Origin of the sequence: Streptomyces zingiberis, from assembly GCF_012034935.1 — a bacterium.
Classification (GTDB): domain Bacteria; phylum Actinomycetota; class Actinomycetes; order Streptomycetales; family Streptomycetaceae; genus Streptomyces; species Streptomyces zingiberis.
In genome coordinates this window covers 465,477-477,802 of the sequence record NZ_JAATEN010000001.1, presented here as the reverse complement: position 1 = coordinate 477,802, position 12,326 = coordinate 465,477, and the positions used below count along the sequence as shown (strand labels likewise).

At 71.9% G+C, this 12,326-nt stretch carries 9 protein-coding genes and 1 tRNA gene; 4 read left to right on the top strand and 6 right to left on the bottom strand.

Going from position 1 to position 12,326, the window contains the following annotated elements; translation table 11 throughout:
• Nucleotides 1-62: 62 nt before the first annotated feature.
• Genes HCK00_RS02120 through dnaK form a run of 4 tightly spaced genes read right to left on the bottom strand, consistent with a single transcriptional unit; the run spans nt 63 to nt 4,388 of the window.
• Nucleotides 63-560 carry a heat shock protein transcriptional repressor HspR gene (locus HCK00_RS02120; RefSeq protein WP_375781896.1) on the bottom strand — a complete coding sequence of 166 codons (498 nt, stop codon included), beginning with the start codon at nt 558-560 and terminating at the stop codon, nt 63-65.
• A gap of 1 nt (nt 561) precedes the next feature.
• Entirely contained in the window at nt 562-1,758 is a 1,197-nt protein-coding gene (gene dnaJ / locus HCK00_RS02115; protein ID WP_168099959.1) for a molecular chaperone DnaJ, read from the bottom strand.
• A gap of 33 nt (nt 1,759-1,791) precedes the next feature.
• The gene (gene grpE, locus HCK00_RS02110) at nt 1,792-2,523 is read right to left on the bottom strand and encodes a nucleotide exchange factor GrpE (protein ID WP_168099958.1); all 732 of its coding nucleotides are present in this window, start codon (nt 2,521-2,523) and stop codon (nt 1,792-1,794) included.
• A complete protein-coding gene (dnaK, locus tag HCK00_RS02105; protein WP_168099957.1) occupies nt 2,520-4,388 on the bottom strand; it encodes a molecular chaperone DnaK in 1,869 nt (622 codons plus the stop codon). The genes grpE and dnaK overlap by 4 nt, the downstream gene beginning before the upstream one ends.
• A 501-nt stretch (nt 4,389-4,889) precedes the next feature.
• Here dnaK and HCK00_RS02100 point away from each other — a divergent pair.
• Nucleotides 4,890-7,157: a (Fe-S)-binding protein gene (locus HCK00_RS02100; RefSeq protein ID WP_168099956.1), complete on the top strand. Its 2,268-nt coding sequence runs from the start codon at nt 4,890-4,892 to the stop codon at nt 7,155-7,157.
• A gap of 282 nt (nt 7,158-7,439) precedes the next feature.
• Nucleotides 7,440-9,086 carry an FG-GAP-like repeat-containing protein gene (locus HCK00_RS02095; protein WP_168099955.1) on the top strand — a complete coding sequence of 549 codons (1,647 nt, stop codon included), beginning with the start codon at nt 7,440-7,442 and terminating at the stop codon, nt 9,084-9,086.
• On the opposite strand, the gene HCK00_RS02090 is transcribed toward HCK00_RS02095, so the two are convergent.
• Nucleotides 9,062-9,271: a hypothetical protein gene (locus HCK00_RS02090; protein ID WP_168099954.1), complete on the bottom strand. Its 210-nt coding sequence runs from the start codon at nt 9,269-9,271 to the stop codon at nt 9,062-9,064. The two genes, HCK00_RS02095 and HCK00_RS02090, sit on opposite strands and share 25 nt — an antisense overlap.
• 527 nt (nt 9,272-9,798) lie before the next feature.
• On the opposite strand from HCK00_RS02090, the gene HCK00_RS02085 reads away from it, so the two are divergent.
• On the top strand, nt 9,799-10,707 hold the full coding sequence (locus tag HCK00_RS02085) for a Yip1 family protein (RefSeq protein WP_168099953.1): 909 nt from the start codon (nt 9,799-9,801) through the stop codon (nt 10,705-10,707).
• Between the two features lie 285 nt (nt 10,708-10,992).
• Here the strand turns inward: HCK00_RS02085 and dcd are convergent, their stop codons facing one another.
• A complete protein-coding gene (dcd, locus tag HCK00_RS02080; RefSeq protein ID WP_168099952.1) occupies nt 10,993-11,568 on the bottom strand; it encodes a dCTP deaminase in 576 nt (191 codons plus the stop codon).
• 682 nt (nt 11,569-12,250) lie between these two features.
• On the opposite strand from dcd, the gene HCK00_RS02075 reads away from it, so the two are divergent.
• Nucleotides 12,251-12,324: transfer RNA gene (locus HCK00_RS02075), tRNA-Gly, on the top strand.
• Nucleotides 12,325-12,326 lie beyond the last annotated feature (2 nt).

Below are 12,326 nucleotides of genomic sequence, written 5' to 3'. Positions count from 1 at the left end.
TCACAGATCCGTCGTCACAGGCGCAGCCCCGGCTCCATGAGCCGGCCCCCACGCGGGCCCGCTCAGGTGCCGCGCCGGTTGTTGGGGCGCCAGACGACCAGCGCGCTCGTCTGCTGGACCTCGCGGTAGGGCACCAGGTCGCGCCGGTACGAAGCATGCACCGCGGCCTCCCGCTGCTGCATCGCCACCGCCGCGCCCTCCACCGCCTGCTGGAGCTCGGCCACGCGCGCCTGGAGCGCCGTGACCTGGTTCTCCAGTTCGATGATGCGCTTGATCCCCGCCAGGTTGATGCCCTCGTCCTGGCTCAACTGCTGTACCTGGCGCAGCAGTTCGATGTCCCGGGCGGAGTATCGCCGCCCGCGGCCGGGCGTCCGGTCCGGGGACACCAGACCCAGCCGGTCGTACTGGCGGAGGGTCTGCGGGTGCAGACCGGAGAGCTGGGCGGCGACCGAGATGACGTAGACCGGCGACTCGTCGGTCAGCTGGTACGGGGAGCGGCCGACGCCGCCCCCGCCGGCGGCACCGCCCGCACCGCCGGCTCGCCCGCCACGCATGTCCATCTCATGCTCCCTTCGCGGCCTGGAACAGCTCCGCCCGCGGGTCCTGCCCCGCGGTCGCCTCGCGGTACGACTCCAGCGCCTCACGCGCCTTGTCGCTCAGATCACGGGGAACCGTCACCTCGACGGTGACCAGGAGGTCACCACGGGTGCCGTCCTTGCGGGTCGCGCCCTTGCCCCGGGCGCGCATGGTGCGGCCGTTGGGAGTGCCGGCGGGCAGCTTGAGCGTGACCGGGGGCCCGCCGAGCGTGGGCACCTTGATCTCGCCGCCGAGCGCGGCCTCCGTGAAGGAGACCGGCACGGTGACGGTGAGATTGTCGCCCTTGCGTCCGAAGACCGGGTGCTTGTCGACGTTGACCACCACATACAGATCGCCGTTCGGGCCGCCCCGCTCGCCCGGCGCGCCCTTGCCACGCAACCGGATCCGCTGGCCGTCGCTGACGCCCGCGGGGATCCGGACCTGCATGGTGCGGGAGCTCGTCGCCCGGCCGCTGCCCTTGCACACGTCGCACGGGGCCTCGGCGATCAGGCCGCGCCCCCGGCAGTCGGTGCAGGGGTCGGTGAGCGAGAAGCCACCACCGCCACCGCGCGAGACCTGCCCGGTCCCGACGCAGGTGGGGCAGACCCGCGGAGTGCCGTTCTTGTCACCGGTGCCGGAGCAGGCCTTGCAGGCGGCCGAACTCGACATCCGCAGCGGGACGGTGGCCCCGTCGACGGCCTCGGTGAAGCTGAGCGTCACCTCGGACTCGATGTCCTGGCCGCGCCGCGGGGCGCGCGTACCCGGGCCGGCGCCGCCCGGGGCGCCACGGTTGAACAGACCGCCGAAGACGTCCCCGAGGCCGCCGCCGAAGCCACCGCCGGCCGCCCCGCCCCCGCCCTGGGCGCCTCCGAAGAGGTCGCCCAGGTCGAAGTTGAAGCCACCGGGGCCACCCCGGGGGCCGCCACCGGACCGGAAGCCCCCGTTGCCGAAGAGCGCCCGCGCCTCGTCGTACTCCTTGCGGCGCTTGGGGTCGGCCAGGACGTCGTTCGCCTCGGAGACCTCCTTGAAGCGCTCCTCGGCCCTGGCGTCGCCCTTGTTGGCGTCCGGGTGGTACTCGCGGGCGAGCTTCCGGTACGCCTTCTTGATCTCCGCCTCGGTCGCGTCCTTCGGGACGCCGAGGACCTTGTAGTAGTCCTTCTCGATGAAGTCCTTGGTGCTCATCCCCGGCGTCCCTCCTTCCGGTCGCTCCACACGTCAGCCCTCGTCCGGGCCACCGCTCTCCTCGTCAGCCTGGTCACCCTTCTCCTGGCCCTGGTCCCCGCCCTGGGCCTGGGAGGACTGCGCGCCCGGCTGGGGTTCGGCGACCGCGACCCGCGCGGGGCGGATCGTCCGCTCGCCGACCCGATACCCAGGCTGGAGGATCGACACGCATGTGGTCTCGGTGACGTCCGGTGCGTACGAGTGCATCAGCGCCTCGTGCACCGCCGGGTCGAAGGGCTCGCCCTCCTTGCCGAACTGCTGCAGTCCCAGCTTGGACGCCACCGTCTCCAGCGACTCCCCGACGGCCTTGAAGCCACCGACGAGTTCGCCGTGCTCCCGGGCGCGCCCGATGTCGTCGAGCACGGGGAGGAGCTCGGAGAGGAGGTTCGCCGTGGCGATCTCCTTCACCGCGATCCGGTCGCGGTCCACCCGGCGGCGGTAGTTCTGGTACTCGGCCTGCACCCGCTGGAGATCCTGGGTGCGCTCACCGAGCGCGGTGCGGACCTGGTCCAGCTGGGCCGTCAGCGCCGCCACATGTCCTGACTGATCCACGGCACCCGCGCCGTCCGCGTCGGGCCGGCCGGCGCCGTTCTCGTGCTCCCCGGCCCGGGCCGCCGTCCCCGCCTGGTCGGCGGAGGCGGCGGCCTGCGCCGCGTCCTCAGAGGCCGGTGCGGCGTCGGCGGGGACGTCGGGCTTCTCCTCGAAGCCCGGGGTCTCCTCCGTCACGCGGCACCGTCCTGTCGCTTCTCGTCGTCCACGATCTCGGCGTCGACGACGTCATCGTCGCGGCCGTCCTTGCCCTGGGCGCCGGCCGCACCGCCGGCGGCACCGGCCGCGCCGGCCTCGCCGCCCTCGGACTGGGCGTTGGCGTACATGGCCTGGCCCAGCTTCTGGCTGACCACGGCGACCTTCTCGGTGGCCTCGCGGATGGCGGCGGTGTCCTCGCCCTTCAGCTTCTCCTTGAGGTCCGCGAGGGCCGTCTCGACCTCGCCCTTCACATCACCCGGGACCTTGTCGGCGTTCTCCTTGAGGAACTTCTCCGTCTGGTAGGAGAGCTGCTCGGCCTGGTTACGGGTCTCGGCGGCCTCGCGGCGGCGGTGGTCCTCGTCCGCGTACTGCTCGGCCTCCCGCATCATGCGGTCGATGTCGTCCTTCGGCAGCGCGGAGCCGCCGGTGACGGTCATCCGCTGCTCCTTGCCGGTGCCCATGTCCTTGGCGGACACGTGCATGATGCCGTTGGCGTCGATGTCGAACGTGACCTCGATCTGCGGGACACCGCGCGGGGCCGGCGGCAGGCCGGTCAGCTCGAACATGCCGAGCTTCTTGTTGTACGCGGCGATCTCACGCTCGCCCTGGAAGACCTGGATCTGCACGGACGGCTGGTTGTCCTCGGCCGTGCTGAAGATCTCGGAGCGCTTGGTCGGGATGGTGGTGTTGCGCTCGATCAGCTTGGTCATGATGCCGCCCTTGGTCTCGATACCGAGGGACAGCGGGGTGACGTCCAGCAGCAGGACGTCCTTGACCTCGCCCTTGAGCACACCGGCCTGGAGGGAGGCGCCGATGGCGACGACCTCGTCCGGGTTGACGCTCTTGTTGGCCTCCTTGCCGCCGGTCAGCTCCTTGACGAGCTCGGCGACGGCGGGCATCCGGGTGGAGCCACCGACCAGGACCACGTGGTCGATCTCGGACAGCGCGATACCGGCGTCCTTGATGACGTTGTGGAAGGGGGTCTTGCAGCGCTCCAGCAGATCCGCGGTGAGCTGCTGGAACTGGGCGCGGGTGAGCTTCTCGTCCAGGTGCAGCGGGCCCTCGGCGGACGCCGTGAGGTAGGGCAGGTTGATCGTCGTCTCGGTGGACGAGGAGAGTTCGATCTTCGCCTTCTCGGCGGCCTCCCGGAGGCGCTGGAGCGCCATCTTGTCCCGGGAGAGGTCGACCCCGTGGCCGTTCTGGAACTGCTTGACCAGGTACTCGACGACGCGCTGGTCCCAGTCGTCACCACCGAGGTGGTTGTCACCGTTGGTGGCCTTGACCTCGACCACGCCGTCGCCGATCTCCAGCAGCGAGACGTCGAACGTACCGCCACCGAGGTCGAAGACGAGGATCGTCTGGTCGTCCTTCTCCAGCCCGTAGGCGAGGGCGGCGGCCGTCGGCTCGTTGACGATGCGCAGGACGTTGAGGCCCGCGATCTCACCGGCCTCCTTGGTGGCCTGGCGCTCGGAGTCGTTGAAGTACGCCGGGACGGTGATGACGGCGTCCGCGACCTTCTCGCCCAGGTAGGCCTCGGCGTCCCGCTTCAGCTTCTGCAGGATGAAGGCGCTCATCTGCTGCGGGTTGAAGTCCTTGCCGTCCAGGTTGGTCTTCCAGTCGGTGCCCATGTGGCGCTTGACCGACCGGATCGTCCTGTCGACGTTGGTGACCGCCTGGCGCTTGGCGACCTCGCCGACCAGCACCTCGCCGTTCTTGGCGAAGGCCACGACGGACGGCGTGGTCCTGGCGCCCTCGGCGTTGGTGATGACGGTGGGCTCACCGCCTTCGAGAACACTGACGACGGAGTTCGTCGTGCCCAGGTCGATGCCGACCGCACGTGCCATGGTGGAATCCTCCAGCTGACTTGAGTGGAACTGACTCAAGAGTGCCTGATCCCCCGAGGCGTGTCAAAGAGCTGAGCGGGTCCGGCTCAAGTCTTGTGCGGCACACATCGGCAACCGCGTGAAATGCGCAGGTCAACCCTGGCGGAATGGCGCCACGAGCAGGCTCCGCGCCGACGGCGCATCCCGGGAGACCCGGCCCGGGCGGCGGCCCCGACCGCGAGGGCCGGGCCGGGCGGGGCCGGCGAAAGTGGCGACGGAGTGGAGGCGCCGGCGGCGGACGGCCCGCACGCCCCCAGCTCACCCCACCCGCGCCACCCGCCCCGCCTGCCTCGCCGGCGGCGCCTTCACACCTACCCCGGCGGGTGAGCGACGCAGATCACCGGCCGAGCGCCTTCATGGGACCTGAGAACATGGGTAACCTCAGGAAGACCCCATAAGTTACTGCTTAGTAGAATCCCAGCTCTTCAGCAGAACACCGCTCTCCCGGTCCGAGGAGCCCCTATGCAACTCGCCGCGATCATCGTGTCGCTGGTCCTCACGGCGGTCGGCGTTGCGCTCATCGCCCGTGCCGTCGTGCAGCTCTACCGCTTTGTCAAGATCGGCCAGCAGGTCCCCGCGGGCTCCCGCACCGGCGACCCGAAGCAGCGCACCCTCACCCTGGTCAAGGAGTTCCTCGGCCACACCCGGATGAACCGGTGGGGCATCGTCGGCGTCGCGCACTGGTTTGTCGCCATCGGCTTCCTCACGCTGCCGCCCACCCTCGCGCAGGCCTACGGCCAGCTCTTCGTCGCGGACTCGGTACTTCCCGTGCTCGGCGGCTGGCTGCCGTTCGAGCTGTACGTCGAGTTCATCGGGCTCGCGACCGTCCTCGGCATCGTCACGCTCATCGCGATCCGCCTGCTCAACCTGCCCGTCCGGGCCGGCCGGAAGTCACGCTTCGCCGGCTCGAAGGCCTGGCAGGCGTACTTCGTCGAGTACGTCATCCTCACCATCGGTGCCGCGATCCTGGTGCTGCGCGGCCTGGAGGGCGCCCTGCACCACGCCGACGGCTACCAGGCGGCGTACTTCGCCTCGTACCCGCTGGTCCTCGCGTTCGACGGGCTCTCCGTCGGGACGCTGCAGACCCTGGTGTACCTCTTCGCGATGATCAAGATCGGCGTCTCGATGATCTGGATGATCACGGTCGCCCTGAACACCAACATGGGTGTCGCCTGGCACCGCTTCCTCGCCTTCCCGAACATCTGGTTCAAGCGGGAGTCGAGCGGTGACGTGGCCCTCGGCGCCCTGCCGCCGATGGTCTCCGGCGGCAAGCCGATCGACTTCGAGGACCCGGGCGAGGACGACCAGTTCGGCGTCTCCCAGGTCGAGCACTTCTCCTGGAAGGGCATCCTCGACTTCGCCACCTGCACGGAGTGCGGCCGCTGCCAGTCGCAGTGCCCCGCCTGGAACACGGGCAAGCCGCTCTCCCCGAAGCTGCTGATCATGTCGCTCCGCGACCACGCCCACGCCAAGGCCCCGTACCTGCTCGCCGGCGGCGGCAAGGACGAGGAGGGCAACGAGAAGGCCACCGCGGAGCAGCTGAGGGATGTCCCGGCCGCCGCGCTCGCCGAGGCCGAGCGGCCGCTGATCGGCACCGCCGAGGAGAACGGCGTCATCGACCCCGACGTCCTGTGGTCCTGCACCACCTGCGGCGCCTGTGTCGAGCAGTGCCCGGTCGACATCGAGCACATCGACCACATCGTCGACATGCGCCGCTACCAGGTGATGATCGAGTCGTCCTTCCCCAGCGAGGCCGGGACGATGCTGAAGAACCTGGAGAAGAAGGGCAACCCCTGGGGCCTGGCCAAGAAGCAGCGGCTGGCCTGGACCAAGGAGGTCGACTTCGAGATCCCGGTCGTCGGCAAGGACGTCGAGGACCTCACCGAGGTGGACTACCTCTACTGGGTCGGCTGCGCCGGCGCCCTGGAGGACCGCGCCAAGAAGACCACCAAGGCCTTCGCGGAGCTGCTGCACATCGCGGGCGTCAAGTTCGCGATCATGGGCGGCGACGAGAAGTGCACCGGTGACTCGGCGCGCCGGCTCGGCAACGAGTTCCTGTTCCAGCAGCTCGGCCAGGAGAACGTCGCGACGCTGAACATGGCCTTCGGCGAGGACGACGAGGATCCGGCGACCCGGGTCGAGAAGTCCAAGAAGAAGATCGTCGCGACCTGCCCGCACTGCTTCAACACGATCGCGAACGAATACCCGCAGCTCGGCGGCGAGTACGAGGTCATCCACCACACCCAGCTGCTTCAGCACCTGGTGGACGAGGGCAGGCTGGTGCCCGTCACCCCCGTCGAGGGGCTGATCACCTACCACGACCCCTGCTATCTGGGCCGCCACAACAAGGTCTACACCCCGCCGCGGGAGATCATCGCCAAGGTGCCGGGGCTGCGGAACGAGGAGATGCACCGGCACAAGGAGCGCGGCTTCTGCTGCGGCGCGGGCGGCGCCCGGATGTGGATGGAGGAGCGGATCGGCAAGCGCGTCAACGAGGAGCGCGTGGACGAGGCGCTCTCCCTCAACCCGGACATCGTCTCCACCGCCTGCCCGTTCTGCCTGGTCATGCTCACCGACTCGGTGAACGGCAAGAAGAACGAGGGGAAGGCGAAGGAGGAGCTGAAGGTCGTCGACGTGGCGCAGCTGCTCCTGGACTCGGTGAAGACCCCGGCCACGGCGGCGGAGTCCGCGGAGACGACGGACGCGCCGGAGCCCGCGCCGGTCGACTGAACCGGCGGCCTCACGGCCCTGGCCCCTTCCCTGTGACGGCCGGTACCGCGGCGTTCCGCCGCCGGTACCGGCCGTCGTGGTGCGGCGGGAAGCACGCCGGGCGGGTGCAACTCCCGTGCCGGGCGCCACCGTTGCACGGGCGGCGCGCACCCCGGCGCCTGCCGCCCCCGTACAACCCTTGCGCCCCGGCTGCCGTCATACGGGCACCGGGGAGCCAGGGGCCCTCCCCCGCTTCCTCCGCACCGGCGGCCCCGTCCGACCCAGGAGCCGAGGAGCCGCTCAGTGCAGAAGAACCACCGTCCGGCCGCCTTCGCGGTGGCATCGATCCTCCTGCTCACCACTGCGGGGCTCGCGACGGCGCCCGCGGCGCAGGCGGGCGTGCGCGACAGCGTCCGCGCGGCGGACCGCAACTGCGATTTCAACGGAGACGGCCGGGACGACCTCCTCATCGGCGCCCCCGGGGGCACGGTGAACGGCAGCAAGGGCGCCGGATACGTGACGGTGCAGTACGGCACCGCGAGCGGACTCACCACCTCCGGCGCCGCCGTGCTCCACCAGGACTCCCCCGGCGTCCCTGGCGCCACCGAACCCGGCGACGCCTTCGGGCAGGCCGTGGCCACCGGCGACCTCGACGGCGACGGCTACGACGACGCGATCGTCGGCATCCCGCAGGAGGACATCGGCACGATCTCCAACGCCGGCGGCGCCGTGGTGCTGTGGGGCTCGCGCACCGGGCTCAGCGGCAGCGGCTCCGTCTGGCTGGAGTCCACGGCACCCACCGCCGGCCAGACCTTCGGCCTGGGGCTGGCCGCCGCCCGCTTCACCGGCCAGGGCGCGGGCGACCTGCTGGCCGTCGCCGACCGGGACGGCGTGCAGCTGTTCGGCTTCGAGGCGGCGCGCGAGTTCTCCCTGCGGAGGGAGGACGGCGGGGGGACGGACGGCCCGGGGACGGACGGCAGGGCGGATGCCGCGCCCCGGGAGCCGATCCCCCGGAGCGACGCGCTCCGCCTGCCGGCGCGTGGAGATTCCGCCGGTGCGCCCGCCCTGTCCGGCGCTTCGGACACGGGTACGGGCGCGGCGCGCTTCTCCGCGGCGTCCACCCAGAACATCCGCCCCCGCGCCCTCACCACCGGGGACTACGACGGGGACGGCTGGGCCGACCTGGTCGTCGGGGGCGTCTCCACGGGCGCCGAGCCGGGCCACGGCTGGTCGATGTACTTCGCGGGCGGGTCGGACGGGCTCTCCTACCGGCGTGAGCTGCGCGGTGGACCCGTCGTCGCCTCGGGGGACATCAACGGAGACGGGCGGGACGACCTCGTCACCGGCGAACCGCAGAGCCCCGACGACGCCGGCACCACGGTCACCGGCGGGACCGTCGGCGTCTACCTGGGCAGCCCGGCCGGCCCGGCCGGCACCGGCGGCGCCGCCGACCCGGAGACCCCGCCGCAGTGGTGGACCCAGGACTCCCCGGGCGTGCCGGGCGCGGCGGAGCGTGACGACCGCTGGGGCGCCGACCTCTCCCTCGCCGACACGAACGGCGACGGCTACGCCGACCTGGCCGTGGGCGCCCCAGGCGAGGACATCGGCACCGTCGTGGACGCGGGCGCCGTCTGGGTCTTCCGCGGCTCGGCGGGCGGGCTGACCACCACGGGCATCCGCGACGTCAACCAGGACACCGCCGGCGTCCCCGGCGTGGCCGAGAAGTCCGACCTCTTCGGCGGCCAGGTACGGCTCGCCGACCCCGACGGCGACGGGCGGCACCTGCTGCTGGCGGCGGCGCCGGGGGAGAACGCCAACGACGGCGTGGTGTGGGTGCTCCCCAACAGCGGCAGCACCGGCGTGACCACCACCGGTTCATGGACCTTCGGCGCGGGCTCCGTGTCGGCACCGGCGGCCGCGGCGCGCTACGGGGCGGCGATCGACGAGTAGAGCAGGGCGGCCGGGACCGGCGGCGCGCCGGCCACGATCCGGCGGGCGGCCGTCCCGTCGTCCCACGAGGGCCGGCCGGGGACTCCGCCCCGGGCGGCCGGCGCCGCCACCGGGCCCCCACGGCTCCCCGCCGCGCCACCGGCCCTGTTCGTCTTCACCGGCTCACCGGCTTTGATCGTCTCCACCGGCCCACCTGGACGGGAAGGTGCATCCCCCCGTGGAAGCACCTTCCCGTCGTCCGGTGCGCAGCATTCTGCCCGCCGCCACTGACACCCGGCCCTCAGCCACCTCGGAGGCGCCGTCCTCCCCCGGCGGCCCCTCGCGGCCGTCCCGTCGCCGTGACGTCCGGCTCCGCGGCTCCCGCCTCCGGCGCGCCGGAGCCGTGGCCGGGCCGGTGCGCGGGGTTTGTGCCCGGGAGACCCGGCCCGGGCCGGCGTCCCCGTGCTCCCGTACACCGCGCCGGCCCGCGTTCCGGGCCCCCGAAAGCACCCTGACACGACAACATGCGCAACTCCCCTTCACCGGATCACAGTTGTTCGCCCGGGCCCGCCCTCGCCGACGGCTCCCCCTTCCGCTCCCGGATCGGCGCCACGCCCACGGCCTGGGGTTCTCCCCACCGGGGCCCTTAGGGGATGTCACAGGTCGGCAGCAATGAGCGTCCGGCACGGCCCGGGCGCGCATCCGGCCCCCCGATACCAGGTACGTTCGAATCGTGGCTGGATTCAGGATGGGACGCGGCCGTGACTCCCGCGACGGACAGCAGCAGGCCCCGCAGCACCGACCCGGGCAGTCGCCGTACGGTCAGCCGTACGGCGCGCCGCCCGCGCCTCCGTACGCAGGGCAGCACCAGCAGTGGCAGCACAGCGGTCACGGTGGCCAGGACGAGGGCCCCGAGTACTTCGGCGGTCACGCCCCGCACCAGGGACAGGGCCAGGGCGGCCCCGGGCGCCCGCACGGCCACGACCCCTACGCCAACAACCCGGGCCACACCCAGGCGTTCACCGTCGGCGACCTGCCGGGCGGCTACGGCCAGGACGGCGGCCATGACCCGTACGGCGGTCACCCGGCGCCGCCGGCGGGGCCGCGGCTGCACTGGAAGCAGCTGCTGAGCGGCATCGTCCTCCGCCCCAACGCCACGTTCTGGCAGATGCGGGACTACCCCGTGTGGGGCCCGGCGCTGCTCGTCACCTTCGTCTACGGGATGCTCGCCGTCTTCGGTTTCGCGGAAGCCCGCGAGGAAGTGCTGAGCGCGACGCTCTCCAACAGCATTCCGTGGGTGATCAGCGGCGGGCTGGCGATAGTGATCAGCGGGCTGATCCTCGGTGCCGTCACCCACACCCTCGCGCGGCAGCTCGGCGGCAACGGCTCCTGGCAGCCGACCGTCGGCCTCTCCATGCTGATCACGGCCATCACCGACGCACCGCGGCTGGTCCTGGCCATGTTCATGAGCGGTGACAACACCGTGGTGCAGGTCGTCGGCTGGCTGACCTGGCTGGCGGCGGGCGCGCTGCTGGCCTCGATGGTGAGCAAGTCGCACGATCTGCCCTGGCCGAAGGCGCTCGGCGCCTCGGCGATCCAGCTCGCGGCCCTGCTGGCGCTGCTGAAGCTGGGAACCTTCTGAGGGAGCCGAGGCGCTGCGGGCGCCTCCGCCGGGCCTGAGCGCGGGGTCTCGCCGCGCTCCGGGTCCGGCGGACTCCAACCGTCGCCGGGCCCGGCGGCCGTGGACGGCGCGGGCCCGGCGCGGTTCCGTCACCGTAGGCGGGGGCTCCCCTCGACGCCCGCGCCTCGCTTCACTCGTCCGAGTGACACGTCACGCGCCGACGTCCCCTGGAGGCGCGGAGGTCCGGGAGCGCGGGGTGCCGGTGGCCGGGCGCCCGGGAGCACCGGGGGCGGCCCGTTCTCCCGCTCAGACGCTCGTGCGGTGGAAGTTGAGGAACGACCGGGAGGGCGTCGGTCCCCGCTGCCCCTGGTAACGGGAGCCGTAGCGTTCGGAGCCGTAGGGGTGCTCGGCGGGCGAGGCCAGCCGGAACATGCAGAGCTGCCCGATCTTCATGCCCGGCCAGAGCTTGATCGGCAGCGTGGCCATGTTGGACAGCTCCAGCGTGACGTGGCCGGAGAAGCCCGGGTCGATGAAGCCCGCGGTCGAGTGGGTGAGCAGCCCCAGCCGGCCGAGGCTGGACTTCCCCTCCAGCCGGGAGGCGAGGTCCTCGGGGAGCGTGATGACCTCGTAGGTCGAGGCGAGCACGAACTCGCCGGGATGCAGGATGAACGCCTCGTCACCCTCGGGCTCGACGAGCCGCGTCAGATCGGGCTGCTCGACGGCCGGGTCGATGTGGGGGTAGCGGTGGTTCTCGAACACCCGGAAATAGCGGTCCAGCCGTACGTCGACGCTCGACGGCTGGATCATGGCGGGGTCGTAGGGGTCGATCCGCACCCGTCCCGCGTCGATTTCCGTCCGGATGTCCTTGTCGGAGAGCAGCACGGACCGAAGGTTACGCGACCGCTCACGCCCCGCCGGCCACCGCCCCGGCCCGGCCCGCACGCCCTGCGGGGCGACGGACGCCGCGAGCGGCGCCGCGGGACGGCGGACGGCGGCCCGGCGGGGGTCAGGCCTGGGCCGAACCGGGCCGGCCGGCCCTCCCTCGCGGGGTTTTCCCCGCGACGGCCGGCTGCCGCGAACGGCAGCCGGCCGAAGGGTCAGCGCCTGCCGCCACCGACCGGGACGGCATGGCGCAGCCGCGCGCAACGCGGGCATCGCAGCAGGCGGCCAGGGCCCAGACGGCCGCTGACGAGGTTCTGCATCGGGAACGAAGCAGTGCTGAACACGTGCCCTTCGGCACAGCGGACGACGGTGTGCTCCATCGAGTCCTTTTCCCCAATCCCCAGAAGACGCGGGCGGACATACGCCACATTAGGGGATGGTTCCGACGCCACCGCAGGCCCCTCCCGCGACGCCCGCACCGCCCCACCGTACGCCTCAACTCCCGCACGCCTCAGTTCTTTCACGGCGCGCCTCGAACACCTTTCCGTCAGGCGACCACCCTCCGCCACCGCGCCCACCCACCACACCCGCCCGCACCACGGGAAAGGCCCCACGGCGAACACGCCTGGGGCCTCGATGGGGTAGAGTTAGCGGCGCGGAAGCCCCTCCGGGGGCCGCACGCGCGGGTGTAGTTTAATGGTAGAACATGAGCTTCCCAAGCTCAGAGCGCGAGTTCGATTCTCGTCACCCGCTCCACG

What these genes read in the sequence shown, in the direction of transcription:
- HCK00_RS02120 (WP_375781896.1), bottom strand. Translation starts at nt 560, where the DNA reads ATGGACATGCGTGGCGGGCGAGCCGGCGGTGCGGGCGGTGCCGCCGGC.
- dnaJ (WP_168099959.1), bottom strand. Translation starts at nt 1,758, where the DNA reads ATGAGCACCAAGGACTTCATCGAGAAGGACTACTACAAGGTCCTCGGC.
- dnaK (WP_168099957.1), bottom strand. Translation starts at nt 4,388, where the DNA reads ATGGCACGTGCGGTCGGCATCGACCTGGGCACGACGAACTCCGTCGTC.
- HCK00_RS02100 (WP_168099956.1), top strand. Translation starts at nt 4,890, where the DNA reads ATGCAACTCGCCGCGATCATCGTGTCGCTGGTCCTCACGGCGGTCGGC.